12 protein-coding genes and 1 tRNA gene are annotated in these 14,834 nt (G+C 73.1%); 6 read left to right on the top strand and 7 right to left on the bottom strand.

The window, feature by feature from the left end:
- Positions 1 to 116 precede the first annotated feature (116 nt).
- The gene (locus ACFWBF_RS30990; protein ID WP_385607717.1) at positions 117 to 1,376 is read left to right on the top strand and encodes a hypothetical protein; all 1,260 of its coding nucleotides are present in this window, start codon (positions 117 to 119) and stop codon (positions 1,374 to 1,376) included.
- On the opposite strand, the gene ACFWBF_RS30985 is transcribed toward ACFWBF_RS30990, so the two are convergent.
- Together ACFWBF_RS30985 and ACFWBF_RS30980 are read right to left on the bottom strand one after the other, a co-directional pair.
- Positions 1,296 to 3,398, bottom strand: coding sequence for a hypothetical protein (locus ACFWBF_RS30985; RefSeq protein ID WP_385607715.1), 2,103 nt, complete (start codon positions 3,396 to 3,398; stop codon positions 1,296 to 1,298). The two genes, ACFWBF_RS30990 and ACFWBF_RS30985, sit on opposite strands and share 81 nt — an antisense overlap.
- Positions 3,399 to 3,501: 103 nt before the next feature.
- Entirely contained in the window at positions 3,502 to 4,239 is a 738-nt protein-coding gene (locus ACFWBF_RS30980; protein ID WP_385607713.1) for a helix-turn-helix domain-containing protein, read from the bottom strand.
- Between the two features lie 223 nt (positions 4,240 to 4,462).
- Here ACFWBF_RS30980 and ACFWBF_RS30975 point away from each other — a divergent pair, with 223 nt between their 5' ends.
- The 4 genes from ACFWBF_RS30975 to ACFWBF_RS30960 all read left to right on the top strand — a co-directional run bounded on the left by ACFWBF_RS30975 (position 4,463) and on the right by ACFWBF_RS30960 (position 7,170).
- Positions 4,463 to 5,134, top strand: coding sequence for a DUF4097 family beta strand repeat-containing protein (locus tag ACFWBF_RS30975; protein WP_385607711.1), 672 nt, complete (start codon positions 4,463 to 4,465; stop codon positions 5,132 to 5,134).
- Positions 5,135 to 5,145: 11 nt separating this feature from the next.
- Positions 5,146 to 6,132 (top strand): ATP-binding cassette domain-containing protein, encoded by a 987-nt coding sequence (locus tag ACFWBF_RS30970; protein WP_385607709.1) that lies wholly within the window; start codon positions 5,146 to 5,148, stop codon positions 6,130 to 6,132.
- Positions 6,129 to 6,914: an ABC transporter permease gene (locus ACFWBF_RS30965; RefSeq protein ID WP_385607708.1), complete on the top strand. Its 786-nt coding sequence runs from the start codon at positions 6,129 to 6,131 to the stop codon at positions 6,912 to 6,914. The genes ACFWBF_RS30970 and ACFWBF_RS30965 overlap by 4 nt, the downstream gene beginning before the upstream one ends.
- A 183-nt stretch (positions 6,915 to 7,097) precedes the next feature.
- Positions 7,098 to 7,170, top strand: a tRNA-Arg gene (locus ACFWBF_RS30960).
- Positions 7,171 to 7,249: 79 nt separating this feature from the next.
- On the opposite strand, the gene ACFWBF_RS30955 is transcribed toward ACFWBF_RS30960, so the two are convergent.
- The 5 genes from ACFWBF_RS30955 to ACFWBF_RS30935 all read right to left on the bottom strand — a co-directional run bounded on the left by ACFWBF_RS30955 (position 7,250) and on the right by ACFWBF_RS30935 (position 13,695).
- A complete protein-coding gene (locus tag ACFWBF_RS30955) occupies positions 7,250 to 8,473 on the bottom strand; it encodes an ATP-binding protein (RefSeq protein ID WP_385607706.1) in 1,224 nt (407 codons plus the stop codon).
- Positions 8,473 to 8,631: a hypothetical protein gene (locus ACFWBF_RS30950; protein ID WP_385607704.1), complete on the bottom strand. Its 159-nt coding sequence runs from the start codon at positions 8,629 to 8,631 to the stop codon at positions 8,473 to 8,475. Before ACFWBF_RS30950 ends, ACFWBF_RS30955 begins: the two co-directional genes overlap by 1 nt.
- 319 nt (positions 8,632 to 8,950) lie before the next feature.
- A complete protein-coding gene (locus tag ACFWBF_RS30945; RefSeq protein WP_385233620.1) occupies positions 8,951 to 9,151 on the bottom strand; it encodes a hypothetical protein in 201 nt (66 codons plus the stop codon).
- Between the two features lie 96 nt (positions 9,152 to 9,247).
- On the bottom strand, positions 9,248 to 11,140 hold the full coding sequence (locus tag ACFWBF_RS30940) for an MFS transporter (protein WP_385607703.1): 1,893 nt from the start codon (positions 11,138 to 11,140) through the stop codon (positions 9,248 to 9,250).
- 98 nt (positions 11,141 to 11,238) lie between these two features.
- Complete coding sequence (locus ACFWBF_RS30935) at positions 11,239 to 13,695, bottom strand: serine hydrolase (RefSeq protein WP_385607701.1); 2,457 nt, start codon at positions 13,693 to 13,695, stop codon at positions 11,239 to 11,241.
- 163 nt (positions 13,696 to 13,858) lie between these two features.
- Here ACFWBF_RS30935 and ACFWBF_RS30930 point away from each other — a divergent pair, with 163 nt between their 5' ends.
- Complete coding sequence (locus ACFWBF_RS30930) at positions 13,859 to 14,596, top strand: GPP34 family phosphoprotein (RefSeq protein WP_365916878.1); 738 nt, start codon at positions 13,859 to 13,861, stop codon at positions 14,594 to 14,596.
- The last annotated feature ends 238 nt before the right edge of the window (positions 14,597 to 14,834 follow it).

Here is a 14,834-nt window from a genome sequence, read left to right as displayed (position 1 = left end):
GAATCCGGAATCCGGAATCCGGAATCCGGAATCCGGAATCCGGGGCAGGGACCGGGGCAGGGGCCGGCACCGGGGCTTTCGGGCTGTCGCCCGAGTGGCTGCTCCACGACGGTGAAGTGGTCCCGTCGGCCATCGTGCTCTCGCACGACGAGCAGCGCTCCCGCCTGGCGCGCGACTGCCCCGAGGCCCTCCCGTACGCCCACGTCGTCGGAGACCCCTGCGCGGACCAGCTCGACGCCTCCGCCCCCTTCCGTACGGATTACCGTGCGGCTCTCGAAATCCGGCCGGAACAGAAACTCCTGCTGATCACCTCCACCTGGTCCGAACATTCCGTCCTCGGCTCCGCCATCGACTTCGTGGAGCGCGCTCTCGCCGAATTGCCGTACGACGAATTCAGGGTCGTGGCGGCCGTCCACCCCAATGCCTGGTACGCACACGGCGGATTCCAGATCCGCCAATGGCTGGAGCGTGCCCGCCGGGCCGGGCTGATCCTTCCGCAGCCCGCCGGCGAGACCTGGAAGGCCGCGATCTGCGCCGCCGACGCCTTCGTGGGGGACCACGGCTCCCTCAGCCTGTACGCCGCCGCGCGCGGGCTGCCCGGACTGCTCGCCGCCTTCGACGAGGGCACCGTCGCCCCCGGCTCCCCCATGGCCTGGCTCGGTGGTCGGCTGCCCCGCGTGGACCCGGTCCGGCCGCTCGCCGAGCAGCTCGCGCGGGCCGTCGCCCTCCCCGGGGCCGCGGCCCGGATCACCTCGCGGCCCGGCCGCGCGCTCGCCTTGCTGCGCACGCTGTGCTACCGGCACTTGAACCTTCCCGAGCCGGACTTCCCCGTCCTGCCGCGCCCCGTCGCCGTGCCCGGACCAGCCACCGCGCGCAGCCCGTTGAGCCCCGCGCTGTACGTCGACACCCGCGTCCGCGGCCGGGAGGTGCGGGTACGCCGCCACCCGGCCGAGCTCCAGGGCCGCGCGGCCGCCCACCTGGGAGCCGACGTGCACGTGCTGGCCGACGCCGCCGAGCCGGATCCGCGGCTGCGGGGGCTCGCCGATGTGCTGGTGGCGCGGCCGGACGCGGACCCGGCGGAGGTGTTCGACCGGAACCCCGATTGCGCTCTGGTGGCGCTCGGGGCCGGGGCCGGGGCCGGGGCTGACCCCGGGCGGCTGGTGCTGCGCGGCGGGCGGCGGTTCGGGGTGCCGGCCGACGTCGAGCCGGCGCTCGCCGCCTCGGCCCTGCTGGCACTGATGGGCGAAGGCCTCGACCCGGAGGGCGGGTTCACCCTGCGGGCCGGCGGCGCGACCTCAATCCTGCGGTTCACCGTGCCCGGGGGCGCTGCCGGCCAGGCGGATGCGGGCCTCCTCGGCCCGGATGCTGCGCAGTGACTCGTACAGCCCCAGGGCCGCCTCCCAGTCGGCCCGGGCGGCCTCCGGGTCTCCCAGTGCCCCGCGTACGTCTCCCCGTACGAGCACGGCGTCGGCCCGGTTGAGCGAGGGCTCGGCGAAGGCCTCCAGGGCCAGCGCCAGCGGCTCGACCGCGTCCTCGGGGCGGCCCGCGGCGAGGCGGGCCGTGGCGTAGCGCAGCCTGGTCTTCGCGGCGTTGCCGGTGTCGGGCACGGCCAGCCCCTGGAACCCGCGCAGGGCCTGCGCGAGGTGCCGGACGGCCTGCTCGTGCTGCCCGGCGGCGCTGGCCGCGTTGCCCTGGTGGTACTCCAACAGGGCGCGCCCGCGCGGGTGTTCCAGGCCACCGAGGGCCGCCAGGGCCTGCCCGTACAGCTCCATGGCCGTCTGCGGGAGCCCCTGGGCGGTCGCGATCCGGCCGAGGCCCTCCAAGGCGGAGGACTCGGTGCGTTCGTGGCCGATCCGGCGGGCGCTCTCGCGGGCGGCGCCGTAGTGCAGGAGCGCCTCCTCCAAGTCCTCCGCCGAACCGCGGTCGTTGAGGGCGAAGGCCAGCTCGAAGTGCATGCGGGCGAGCATCAGCCCGCCGGTTTCGGCGTCCCGGCGGGCGGCGTCGAGGGCGAGCCGGGCGATGCGGATCCACAGGGTGTGGTGGCCCCGGGCGAGGAACATCGCGTGGACCGCCTCGGTGAGCTGGCAGAGCCGCGCCGGCTCGATCTCGCGCAGTTCGGCGACGGCCACCAGGTTGTTCCGGTCCGCTTCCAGCGCCCTGAGCGCCTGCGACCGGTCGGCGAACACCCCTGCCAGCGCGTCCGGTTCGGCGAAGAGGGGGCCCGCGCGCCAGCGCGAGGACAGGGACAGCTCGGCCGCGCCCGCCCGGCGCAGGTACCAGTCGATGACGCGCTCCAGGGCGCCCCGCGACCCGGGGTCGGCGCCGGCCAGGATCTGCGCGTGCCCGTGCAGCACGCCGTTCAGGCGCGAACGCCCGGGCTCGGACCGCTCCAGCAGCCCGGCCGCGTACAGCGGTCCCCGCACCCCGGGCGCCAGCTCGTCGAGGAGGGCGTCGGCGAACTCGGGCGTGGGATGGGCCCCGAGGAGGCGGAATCCGCGCCGGACCTCCGGGTCGAGGGCCTCGTACGCGAGGTCGAAGAGCCGTCGGGGCATGTCGAGCGCCTCCAGGATGTTCTCCCGGGCGATCCGGGCCGCCAGCCCCTCGACCCCGTCGAACATCGGGTCGGCCGCCCGCGCGGCGGCGATGCGCACCACGTACGGCAGCCCGGCCGAGGCCCGCAGCACCGTGCGCAGCGCCTCCCCGCCCGGTACGTCGTCCCCCGCGACCGCGCGGAACAGCTCGGCGCAGGCCTCCTCGTCCAGCTCCGGTACGACGAGCCGCACGGGCAGCCGCCCGTCGCGCTCCTCCCCCTCGAAGGCGCCGAGGCGGAAGCGGCTGGTCAGCACCACCATGCTGCCGGGATGGCCGGGGAGCAGCCGGCGTACCTGGCTCGCGGAGACGACCCCGTCGAGGAGGACCAGCGAGGGCCGGCCGGCGGTCAGACTGCGAAACCGGCCGGCCAACCCGTCGACGGTCGACGGCAGTTCGGCGCGCGGGGTGCCGAGCACCCCGATGAAGGACTCCAGCACGGCGGCGGTCTCGGCCGCGCCTGCGAGGCCCTGGGGGCTCATGTCGGCGTAGAACACCCCGCCGGGGAAGTCGTCCTTGCGCTGCTGCGCCCAGTGCAGCACCAGCCCGGTCTTGCCGACGCCGAGCGTGCCGTGCAGCAGCACCAGCAGGGGCGCGCCCTGGCCGTCGCGTCCGGCGAGCAGCTCGTCCAGCCGGGCGCGCGGGGCCTCGCGGTCGACGAACCCGTCCGGGCCGAAGGGCAGCATGCGGGGCACGGGTTCGGGGTGGTCGGGCGCGGGCTGGGCCATGGAGTCATGCTGGAACATCCGGGGGTCGCGGCCCATGAAGACCGGGCCGTTGAATGTGCCGCCGGAGATGCTGCTGTTCACCGATTCCACCCGGCGCAGTGTCCCAGCACCCCGCACCAGGACGGCACCCTTCCGTCCGATCATGGCCGGTAACCGCCCCTGATCGACCGGTCGGGGCCGGCCCTCAGGCTCCCGCGGTGTCGCCCGCGGTCGTTTCGGATTTCGTGTAGAGGACCTCGCGGGCCTGCTCCGCTGCGCGGATGAGGCTCTCGCAGACGAAGTCGAGGAAGCGGGCGACGTTCTCGAGGCGGACGGCGGCGGGGGTGCCGGGGCCGAGGACGCCTGCGCCGTGGCGTGCGGTCTCGACGAGCTGGGCGGTGGACCGGGCGCTGGCCACCATCGACTGGTACCAGAGGTCGTCGTCGACGAAGTAGCGCTCGCGGCGGCGTTCGTCGCGTGCCCGGCGGACGAGGTCCTGGCTTTCGAGGAACGCGATCGCCTTGGAGACGGACGCCGGGCTGACCTGGAGGCGCTGGACGAGTTCGGACGCGGTGAGGCTGCCCGAGTCGGTGGTGTAGAGGCAGGTCAGCACCCGGGACATCATCTTGGGCAGGCCCGACTGCATGAAGACGGTGGTCATCATCTCCTCGTACTCGCGCACGGCTTCGGCGTCGCGGCCGTGGGGCTGCGGGGGCGCCTGCGCGCCGGGGGGCGCGGGCTTGCGCCGGTGGGCGCGGCGTTCGGTGGCGCGGTGGGCCAGGTCGGCGCGGTAGGCGGTGGGGCCGCCGTTGCGCATCACCTCACGCGTGATCGTCGAGGTGGGGCGGTCGAGGCGTCTGGCGATCTCCGCGTAGGCGAGGTCGTCGGCCAGCCCCAGCGCGATCTGCTGGCGCTCCTGCTGGGTGAGCCTGCCTCCCGGCATCGCGATCTCCTTTCGTGGCTTCCTGATGCCTCCAGCATAGCGTTCACCCTCAGTTCATTGCAACGTAGGCCGCCCCGTCGTTGCGTTAAGCCCGAAGCCCATTGCAACCATTTACCGGCTTCGACCTGCAATTACGGCCTTCCTATGCAACCAACCTGTTGAAGGATCCTTGAATGCAACGTAGCTTTCGGGCATCAGAAAAAACGAGCCGAAGGAAAGCACCATGCAGAAGTTCCACACCCCCGCCCCGGTCTCCGCCATCCTCGACATCCCCGCGGGGCGCATCCGGTTCATCGCGGCCGACCGGGCCGACACCACGGTCGAGGTCCTTCCCGCGGACGCCTCGAAGTCCCGCGACGTGAAGGCGGCGGAGCAGACCACCGTCGAATACGGCGACGGCGTCCTGCGGATCGGGGCCTCGCCGGCGAAGAACCGGATCCTCGGCAGCTCCGGGTACGTCGAGGTGACCGTCCAGCTGCCCGCCGGCTCCCGCATCGAGGCGAAGGCCGCCAGCGCAGAGCTCCGCGGCGTCGGACGGCTCGGCGACGTCACCTTCGAGGGCGCGCAGGGCTCGGTCAAGCTCGACGAGACCGCGAGCGCCCACCTCGCCCTCCTCGCCGGTGACGTCGCGGTCGGGCGCCTCGGCGGCCCCGCGCAGATCAGCACCCAAAAGGGCGACATCCTCATCACCGAGGCCGTGCACGGCACGGTCGAACTGCGCACCCTGGCCGGCAACGTGTCGGTCGGCGCCGCCCGCGGAGTCTCCGCGTCCCTGGACGCCGGCACCTCCTACGGCCGGATCCACAACACGCTCAAGAACACCGACGGCGCCGGCGCCGGTCTGAACATCCACGCGACCACCTCGTACGGCGACATCGCCGCCCGCAGCCTCTAAGGAGACCCACCATGACCAACCTGGCCATCGCGGCGAACGGGCTGCGCAAGTCCTACGGCGACAAGGTCGTACTCGACGGCATCGACCTGGCCGTCCCCGAGGGAACGGTCTTCTCCCTGCTCGGTCCGAACGGCGCCGGCAAGACCACCGCCGTGAAGATCCTCTCCACCCTCGTCTCCGCGGACCCGGGCACCGGCAGCATCCACGTCGGCGGCCACGACCTGGCCACCGACCCCCAGGCGGTGCGCGCCGCGATCGGTGTCACCGGCCAGTTCTCCGCCGTCGACGGCCTGATCACCGGCGAGGAGAACATGCTCCTCATGGCGGACCTGCACCACCTCTCCCGCAGCGAAGGGCGGCGCACCGCCGCCGAGCTGCTGGAACGCTTCGACCTGGTCGAGGCCGCGAAGAAGCCCGCCTCCACCTACTCCGGCGGCATGAAGCGCCGCCTGGACATCGCCATGACCCTGGTCGGAAACCCGCGGATCATCTTCCTCGACGAGCCGACCACCGGCCTCGACCCGCGCTCCCGGCACAACATGTGGCAGATCATCCGCGAACTGGTCACGGGCGGCGTCACCGTCTTCCTCACCACCCAGTACCTGGACGAGGCCGACGAGCTCGCCGACCGCATCGCCCTGCTCAACGACGGCAGGATCGCCGCCCAGGGCACCTCCGAGGAACTCAAGCGGCTGATCCCCGGCGGCCACGTACGGCTCCGCTTCTCCGACCCGGCCGCCTACCGGTCCGCCACCCTCGCGCTGCCCGAGGTCACCGGGGACGACGAGGCGCTGTCGCTGCAGATCCCCAGCGACGGGAGCCAGCGCGAACTGCGCTCCCTCCTCGACCGGCTGGACTCCGCCGGCATCGAGGCGGACGAGCTGACCGTGCACACCCCCGACCTCGACGACGTGTTCTTCGCCCTGACGGGCACCACCCGGCCGAACCAGCCGAACCAGCCGAACCAGCCGAACCAGCCGAAGGAGGCTGTCCGATGAGCTCCCTCGCCCTCGCCGTACGCGACTCGTCCACGATGCTGCGCCGCAACCTCCTGCACGCGCGCCGCTACCCCTCCCTCACCCTGAACCTCCTGCTCACCCCGATCATGCTGCTCCTGCTCTTCGTCTACATCTTCGGCGACACGATGAGCGCGGGCATCGGCGGCGGCGACCGCTCCGCCTACATCGCCTACCTCGTCCCGGGACTCCTGCTGATGACCATCGGCAGCACCACCATCGGCACCGCGGTGTCCGTCTCCAACGACATGACCGAAGGCATCATTGCCCGCTTCCGCACGATGGCGATCCACCGCGCCTCGGTGCTCGTCGGGCACGTCATCGGCAGCGTGCTGCAGTCGATCGCCAGCGTGGTCCTCGTGGGCGCCGTCGCCGTGGCCATCGGCTTCCGGTCCACGGACGCGACCGCCCTGGAATGGCTCGCGGCGTTCGGGCTGCTCACCCTGTTCGCCCTGGCGCTCACCTGGATCGCCGTCGGCATGGGCCTGATCAGCCCGAACGCCGAGGCCGCCAGCAACAACGCACTGCCGCTGATCTTCCTCCCGCTCATCTCCAGCGCCTTCGTCCCCATCGACTCCATGCCCGGCTGGTTCCAGCCGATCGCCGAGTACCAGCCGTTCACCCCCGCCATCGAAACCCTGCGCGGCCTGCTGCTCGGCACCGAGATCGGCCACAACGGATGGCTCGCCGTCGCCTGGTGCCTGGGTCTCGCGGTGCTCGGCTACTTCTGGTCGACCTCGAAGTTCAACGACGACCCGAAGTAATCGCCATGACCACGCGGGCCACCCCCCGCACCTCGTCCCGCCCCGGGGCGGCGTCCCCCGACCCCGCGTCGGCGCACGCCGCCCCGTCGGCGTCCCCGCCCCGCCCTAGGCCGAGCCGCCCGTAACCGGGGCGACCGCCAGCAGCGTGATCCGCTAGGCTGTCAGCGGTCAGTCCTCCTTCGCGCCTTCGTAGCTCAGGGGATAGAGCACGGCTCTCCTAAAGCCGGTGTCGCAGGTTCGAATCCTGCCGAGGGCACAGAGAAACGTCTCGGGTCGCGGGGCTCCCCACCGGTAACGGTGGGGGCGCTGCGGCCCGTTGGCGTTTCCGGGGGCGTTCAGGGGAGCGTGATGCGAGCCCGGGCGCCGCCCGCCGGGGGGTTGGTGAAGGTCAGGGTCGCGCCCAGGGCCTCCGCCTGGCCCGAGGCGATGGTCAGGCCCAGGCCGTGGCCCTTGTTCGTGCCCTCCGTGCGGAAGCGCTGGGGGCCCGCCGTCAGGAGGTACTCCGGGTAGCCGGGGCCCGCGTCGGTCACCGTCACCGTCCGGCCGTCCACCGTCACCGCGACCGGGTCCGCGCCGTGTCTGTGGGCGTTCGCGATGAGGTTGCCGAGGATCCGCTCCAGGCGGCGCCGGTCCGTCTCCACACGGGGCGAGGAGACCACGACGAGCTCCGTCCCGGTGCCCGAGGCCCGGATCGTGCGCGCCGCGAGGTCCGCCAGGTCGTACGAGTCCAGGTCCGGGCGCTCGCTGCCCGCGTCCAGCCGGGAGATCTCCAGCAGGTCCTCCGTCAGCGAGCGCATCGCCCTGACCCGGTCGCGGACCAGCTCGGCCGGGCGGCCCGGCGGCAGCAGTTCGGCCGCCGCGTTCAGGCCGGTCAGCGGGGTGCGCAGCTCGTGCGCCACGTCCGCCGTGAAGCGCTGCTCCGCTTCGAGTTTGCGCTGGAGGGACACGGCCATCGTGTCCAGGGCCCGGGAGACCGCGGCGACCTCGTCCTTGGCCCGCACCGGGTCGTTCACCCGGGCGTCCAGGTCGCCCGCGCTGATACGGCGGGCCACCTGCGCCGTCTGGTGCAGGCGCCGGGTGACGCGGGTGACGCCGAAGGCGCCCATCAGCAGCGTCACGCCGATGGCCAGCACCGAGGAGCCGAGGATGGCCCGGTCCAGGTCGGCGATGGTCCGCGCGCTGCTGCCGTAGTCCACCGCCGCGGCGATCACGGTGTCGTGGTCGGCCGGGCCGGCCGCCCACATCACGGGCCGGCCGCGGTGCTCGCCGACGGCCGTGCCGCGCTTTCCGCTCACCGCCAGCTCGCGCAGCTCCGCGGGGAGGCCCTCGGGGTCGATCCCCTCGCCCCGCGGCAGGCGCGCGCCGCTCTCGTACAGGGTGATGTTGCGGTCGAGCTTGCCGAGCGCCTTCTCGCGCGCCGTGCCGACGGTCTGGTGGGTCATGGCGCTGTGCACGAGGCCGCCGAGCAGCGCCGCGAGGCCGCAGCACATGAGCGTGATGAAGACCGCGGCCTTCCAGGTCAGGGTCGCGGTCCAGGCGGGCAGGCGCGGCCGGGGCATCAGCGCGGCCCCTGCGGCGTACGGGTGATCTCCATCGGCGGGCACCACGACCACACGTCGCGGCTCTCGATCCCGGTGCCGGACGTGCCGCCGGGGGACCGCGCGACGAGGTCGCCTGCGGCCGGCTCCACGCTGATGTCGCGCTGCGTCTCGCTCATGATCTTGTATACGCGGATGTCGAGGTAGAGGGTTCAGCTCCTGTGACCGCCCCCGGTCAGATCACGGTAGTTGGCCCCCCGTGCGGGGCGGTCGGCGGGTGGGGAGGCGGGGGCTTGCGGGTCACGGCGCGGAGGGCGCGCAGGCCGTGCTGCCCAGCTTGGGGTTCGGAGGCAGCTTCGCGCCGCGACCGCTGTCGCACGCGGCGAGGCCGCCGCAGACGGCGACCGCGACGGCGGCTTCCCGTGGCATGGGACGCGTGACGCACGAAAGCCCTCCCGGCCGGAACCGGAAGGGCTGCGCGACGTGGACGTGCACGGGTCAGCTCAGGCCTCTGCTGCGCTCGCCGATGCGGTCACCCTGCGGAGTGCCGGCCCGCTTGAGGGCCGCCTTCGTGTGCGCTCCGCCCTTGATCTTGCTCCGCACCAGACCGTCGAAGCCGTGGCCTGCCGGACGCGGCGGCCGATCCGGCTCGTGAGCCTCGAAGGCCGCTCGGAAATCCTGCTTCTGCTCTTTGCTCATCCCGTCGTCAACTCCCTCGGGAAGCACCCAATCGGACTACTGGGATCGTATGCAGATATGCGGACCAACGCACCCGGACCGGCGTGTAAATAATTATTACGGACGCGGCGGATCCGGCCGCTGCGGCGGCCGCAGCACCCCGTACACCAGCTCGTCCGGACACGGCGTCCCCCGCGGGAGCTGGTACTTCGCCGCCACCCGGTACTCCCCCGGCCCCGGCGCCAGCAGCTCCGTCCACGCGTCCCCGGTCTCGTCCGGCGCGGCCTTGAAAAGGCACCCGGCCGTGTTCGCGTAGTCCTTCGGCACCCCGGCCCGCTGGCTGCTCCGCGCCCTCGACGCGAAGGTCTCCTGCGGCGGTGCCACCGGCTTGCCCGCGGCGTCCACCAGCCCCAGCCACGGCGAGTGCGGGATCCGCACCAGCACCCGCCCGGCCTCCCGCACCCGGATGACCAGCTGATCGGCGCTCGCCCGCACCACCGTCGCCGGGCCGGCCACCAGATCCGTCGGGTCCAGCACCTTGAAGAGCTGCCAGTTCGCGTCGCCCCATACCTGCTGGAGGTACGGGAGCCCCTCGCGGACCAGCTTCGCCTCGTCCTCCCCGCCCGAGTCGGGTTTGTCGGCGGGCAGCACCACGTAGTGCACGGCCCAGCGCTCCAGCCAGCCCCGGTAGCTGTCGGCGGTGAGGGTGTCGTCGTAGAAGAGCGGGTTCCGCTCCAGGTCGGCCTGCCGGTTCCAGCCGCGCGCGAGGTTCACGTACGCGGGGAAGGCCGAGGACTCGCGGTGGCTGCTGGCCGGCACCACCTCGACGCGGCCCCGGTCGGCGCCCGCCTTGTGCAGCTGGTCGACGAGCGGGGCCAGCTCCCGGCTCCAGGAGGCCAACGGGGTGGTGCGGACGATGTCGGTGATGCTGTTGACGGTGATCCAGGTGGTCACGCCGGCGAGGGCGAGCAGCACCCCGTACCAGTGCCGCGAGCGCGGGACGGAGTACGGCAGGGCCGCGAGGAGCACCGCGCCGCCGAACAGCATCGCCAGCCGGGTCACATTCGACCCGACCTGGGAGTCGATCGCCCAGGTCAGCGCCACCCCGAGGGCATAGACGCCGGAGGCGATCCGGACCGTCTTCCAGCCCTTCGGTACGAGGAACAGCGCGGCCAGCGCGAACATGAACGGCAGCCACGCCGAGCCCAGCTTGATCGGCTGCGTGCCGGAGAACGGGAACAGCCAGGCCGACAGCCCGACCACCACCGCCGGGGCCACCCCCAGCGCGTACGCCCCCGGGCGCCGCCCGCTCAGGAACAGCGCGGCCGCGACCACCCCGAGGAAGAGCCCGGCGACCGGGCTGGAGGCGGTGGCCAGCCCCGCGAGCGGAGCCGCGACGGCGGCCTTGGCCCACCGCCGCTCGGCCCATCGGCGGGGCCAGCAGAACACGGCCGCGACGGCCCCGAGCGCGAACATCACCCCGAGCCCGAAGGTGACCCGTCCCGACAGCGCGTTGCACAGCAGCCCGTACACCCCCGCCAGCGCGGGCCACAGCGGCTCGCGCACGGCGCCCCGGCAGCGGGTCAGGACCAGCGCGAGCAGCCCGGCCGAGACCGTGCCCGCGATCATCATCGTGGTCCGGACGCCGATCATGTGCATCACGTACGGCGAGACCACGCTGTACGAGACCGGGTGCATGCCCCCGTACCAGGCGAGGTTGTACGCCGAGTCGGGGTGCCGGCCGACGAACTCGGCCCAGGCGTCCTGCGCGGCCAGGTCGCCGCCGCTGTTGGCGAAGCTGAAGAACCACGCGACGTGCAGCACGGCGGCCAGGCCGGTGGCGACCGCCACCGGGTGCCGGCGGGCCCAGCCGAGCAGGCGGCGCGCCGGGTTCCTCATGCCGCCGGGAGCGTCGCCGGGCACGTCGCCGGGTTCGCCGGCGGCCCCGCCGGCGGGCGCCGACGGGCCGAGCCCGCGTTTCCGCTCCTGCTGCCGCTCCGCGGTGGTCACAACCGACGCACTCCCCAACACGATGAGTCCCGGGTGCGAAGACGCGCTCCGGCGCCCCGGGGTTGCCCGGGGCGCCGGCCGCGCGCTCGCGCCTGAGGTCAGCCGACCCGCGTCAGCTTGCTGCCGGTGGTGGGCGCGGTGAGGTCGTTCATCAGCGCCACCGGCACCTTCACCTGGCTGGCGCCCTCTCCGACGGTCAGCACGCCGACCTCGGTGCCGGCCTTGGCGGTCTGCGGCATCTTGCCGCCACCGTCACTCAGCTTGACCGTGGTCGTGAGCGACGGCCAGCCGACCGCCTCCACATCGGCGGTGGCGACGACCCGGGTGCGGCCGCCGAGGCCGTCGTCGATGTACCCGACGGGGTCGCCCTTCTTGACGACGACCGCGTTCGTCAGCGCCTGCTGCGTGGCGAGCATGACCTGCTTGCTGGCGGCGATGGCGGTGCCGAGGATGGGCACGCCGTGCTGGCCGAGGACGGCGCCGACGATCAGCTGGTTGGTCTTGCCGACCTTCTTCTCGGCGGCGAAGAGCAGGTTGCCGCCGGCCTTGGTGGTGGAGCCGGTCTTGATGCCGACCGCGCCGTTGAACGGGACGAGGTCGTTCCAGTTGCGGTGCACCTTGCCGGACGGGTCGGTCCAGCTCGGCAGCTTGGTGATCGCGACCAGCTCGGGCATCTCGACGACCTTGAGACCCAGCTTGACCTGGTCCTCGGCGGTGCTGACCGTGGTCGCGTCCAGGCCCGAGGGGTCGGTGTAGGTGGTGTTCGACATGCCGAGTTCCCTGGCGGTGTCGTTCATCTTCTTGACGAACGCCTCCTGGCCGCCGTCCGAGCGCGCGAGCAGCCGCGCGACGTTGTTGGCGGACGGGATCATGATCGCCGCGAGGGCGTCGTACTGGGAGAGCTTGTCGCCCTCCTTCAGCGTGTCGACCGTCGACTCGCCCTCGGTGTTCTTCTTGCCGTCCTCGACGGCCGTCTTGTCGACGTCGATCAGTCGGCCCTTTTCCCCCTTCTTGAGGGGGAAGTCCTTGAGGATGACGTAGGCCGTCATCACCTTCGCGACACTGCCGATGGCGATGGGCTTCTGCTCGCCGAAGGTGGCGACGGTGCCGAGGCCGGACGCCGCCATGAAGCCCTGGCCCTCCTTGGGCCACGGCAGGACGGGAGCGCCGCCCTCGAAGGCGTACGAGGTGCTCGCGGTCATCTTGAGGCTGGGCTCGGGCATGGGGCGCACGAGCTGTACGACGGCGAGGACGATCGCGAGCAGCGCGACGACCGGGGCGTAGATCTTGAACCGCCGCACGGTGGTGCGCAGTGCGCTCGGCGGCGGGGGCGGGTTGTTGGTGAGGTCCGCGAGCATGTCGAGCGGCGGCTTGGGCGGCAGCGGCTGCTGCGTGGTCCGCTCGGGGCCGTCGCCTGCGGCGGGCTTGGGCGCGGCCGGGGCGGGCGCCGGGGCTGGCGGAGCGGGCGCCGGGGCGGCCGGGGCCGGAGTGGGGGCGGCCGGGGCCGCGGCCGGGGGCTTCGGCTCGGCGGTCGCGTCCCGCTTCAGCGGTACGAAGGTGCTGGCCCGCCCCTTGGGTGCCTCGGGCTTGACGGCCCGGAACACGGCGGTGCGCTCGCTGTCGGCGGGCTCGTCGGCCGCCGGCGGCTTGGGCGAAACGGAACCCGGCTTGACGGCCCGGAACACGGCGGTGCGCTCGCTGTCGGCAGGCTCGTCGGCCACCGGGGGCTTGGGCGAAACGGAACCCGGCCTGACGGCCCGGAACACGGCGGTGCGCTCGCTGTCCGCCGGCTCGTCGGCCACCGGCGGCTTCGGGGAAACGGAACCCGGCTTCACCGCCCGGAACACGGCGGTGCGCTCGCTGTCCGCGGGCTCGTCGGCCGGTGCGGCGGGGGTCGAAGCGGAACCCGACTCAGGTTCGGAGGCCGGAGCCTTCGGCTTGTCCTCGGCGCGGGCGGGCGCGGGCGCCACGGCCCGGAACACCGCGGTGCGCTCACTGTCCGCCGGCGCGGCGGGCGCCGCGGGTCGCGCGGGCTTGTCGGCGGCGGCCTCGCGGGCAGCCGGAGCCGCCTCGGGCGTCGTCGGCGCAGCCGGAGCCGCGGGCTTGTCGGCGGCCGGAGCCGCAGGGGTCGCGGGCTCCTCCGCTGCCGGAGCCGCCTCGGGCTTGTCTTCGGCCGGAGCCGCTGCCGTGGCCCCCTCGGGCTTGTCCGCCGCCGGGGCCGCGGAGGGCTCCGGGGCCGCCGGAGCCGCCTCCGAGGTCTCCTCGGCCGCCGCATCGGCATCGGCACCGGCATCCGCACCGGCACCGGCACCGGCACCGGCACCGGCCGGGTCCTCGTCGTCCCCGGACGGCGACGGGTCGGCCGTGGCCACCCAGGCCGCCACCGCTTCCCTCAGGGGGTCGCGGTCCGGGACCGGGGATTCCGGTTCCCTCGGGCGGAGCACCGACAGCCTCGGGTCACGCTCCTCGGAGGACTCCGCCGCCCCCGACGCTCCTTCATCAACCGACTTGTCGGGGGACTCGCCCGCCACCAGTTCCTCCTCGATCGCCACCACGTCCGGCTGTCCGAATGTCTAACAGTGTCCCGTCTAGGGCGCATCGCCCCCGCGCGAGACGAGAACGACATAACTTCCGATTCCCCCACAAAGCAGACACGCGCTCTCGACAGATGAATGTGAGAGGCGTCACCCTGTCACTCATCCACGCGGGGAGGCATGGATGGGCAGGAGCCGCAGAACAATTCCGGAGGAGCTTCTGCTGCTCGCCTTGGACCCGGCCACGGGTACCACGGCGCAGCCGCAGTCGCTCGACCTCGGCCTGGCCGGGGCACAGCTAGTGGAGCTGGCTCTGGCAGGACGGATAGCCCCTGACGGGGATCGTATCGCCGTGGTGATGCCACGGCCGACAGGAGATCCGACTCTGGACTCCGCACTGGAACTGCTGCGCAGGCGCGGCAGCCCGGTTCGGGCCGTCCACTGGATCGGCGGACCCCGGCTGGGGCTCCGCCAGATTTACCTCGCTCACCTGGAGCGCTGCGGCATGGTCCATGCCGTCGCGGGACAGATGTGCGGGGTGCTGCCGACGACTCGCTACCAGGCGACCGACACGGCGATCAGCCGGGAGATCCGTGCCCGGCTGGACAGTGCGATCCGCACCGGCGTACCGCCGGACCCGCGGACCGCGGCGCTTGCCGCACTGGCCCACGCGGTCGGACTCGGCAAGCACCTGTACCCCGGCAACGAGGGGCGGTCGTCCAGGTCCCGGCTGCGGGACCTGATTCGGCACGACCCGATGGGCGGTCTCGTGGCGCACGCCGTCATGGACGTCCAGAACGGTGTGGCCGCACAGCCGCGCCGTGATCGCGCACCGGCCCAGCCCGCTGCCCGGGCCACGGCGGGCGGAGTGCCGATGCAGCCGCGCCGGACGGGTGCGATGGCCCGCGTGGCCGCGCACTGACCGACGGGCACCCGTAACAGAGCAGGGCAGAACAGAGCAGCAGGGCAGCAGGGCAGCAGGGCAGCAGGGCAGCAGGGCAGCAGGGCAGCAGGGCAGCACCGCACGAGAAGCACCGCAGATCCACAGCAACGCCATCGCCGCACCGGGGACCCCCAAGGCCCGGTTCGGGGACCGCCAGCGCGCGGCCCACGCCGCCGCGCACTCCGCCGCTCAGCGGACGGACGTGCTCCAGGACGCG

The sequence above is a fragment of the Streptomyces sp. NPDC060028 genome (genome assembly GCF_042736725.1).
Taxonomy (GTDB): Bacteria; Actinomycetota; Actinomycetes; order Streptomycetales; family Streptomycetaceae; genus Streptomyces.
Note: the sequence above shows the minus strand (reverse complement) of the source record. Positions and strands in the feature narration are given on the sequence as shown.

What these genes read in the sequence shown, in the direction of transcription:
- ACFWBF_RS30965 (WP_385607708.1), top strand. Translation starts at nt 6,129, where the DNA reads ATGAGCTCCCTCGCCCTCGCCGTACGCGACTCGTCCACGATGCTGCGC.
- ACFWBF_RS30970 (WP_385607709.1), top strand. Translation starts at nt 5,146, where the DNA reads ATGACCAACCTGGCCATCGCGGCGAACGGGCTGCGCAAGTCCTACGGC.
- ACFWBF_RS30980 (WP_385607713.1), bottom strand. Translation starts at nt 4,239, where the DNA reads ATGCCGGGAGGCAGGCTCACCCAGCAGGAGCGCCAGCAGATCGCGCTG.
- ACFWBF_RS30975 (WP_385607711.1), top strand. Translation starts at nt 4,463, where the DNA reads ATGCAGAAGTTCCACACCCCCGCCCCGGTCTCCGCCATCCTCGACATC.
- ACFWBF_RS30950 (WP_385607704.1), bottom strand. Translation starts at nt 8,631, where the DNA reads ATGAGCGAGACGCAGCGCGACATCAGCGTGGAGCCGGCCGCAGGCGAC.
- ACFWBF_RS30955 (WP_385607706.1), bottom strand. Translation starts at nt 8,473, where the DNA reads ATGCCCCGGCCGCGCCTGCCCGCCTGGACCGCGACCCTGACCTGGAAG.
- ACFWBF_RS30930 (WP_365916878.1), top strand. Translation starts at nt 13,859, where the DNA reads ATGGGCAGGAGCCGCAGAACAATTCCGGAGGAGCTTCTGCTGCTCGCC.
- ACFWBF_RS30945 (WP_385233620.1), bottom strand. Translation starts at nt 9,151, where the DNA reads ATGAGCAAAGAGCAGAAGCAGGATTTCCGAGCGGCCTTCGAGGCTCAC.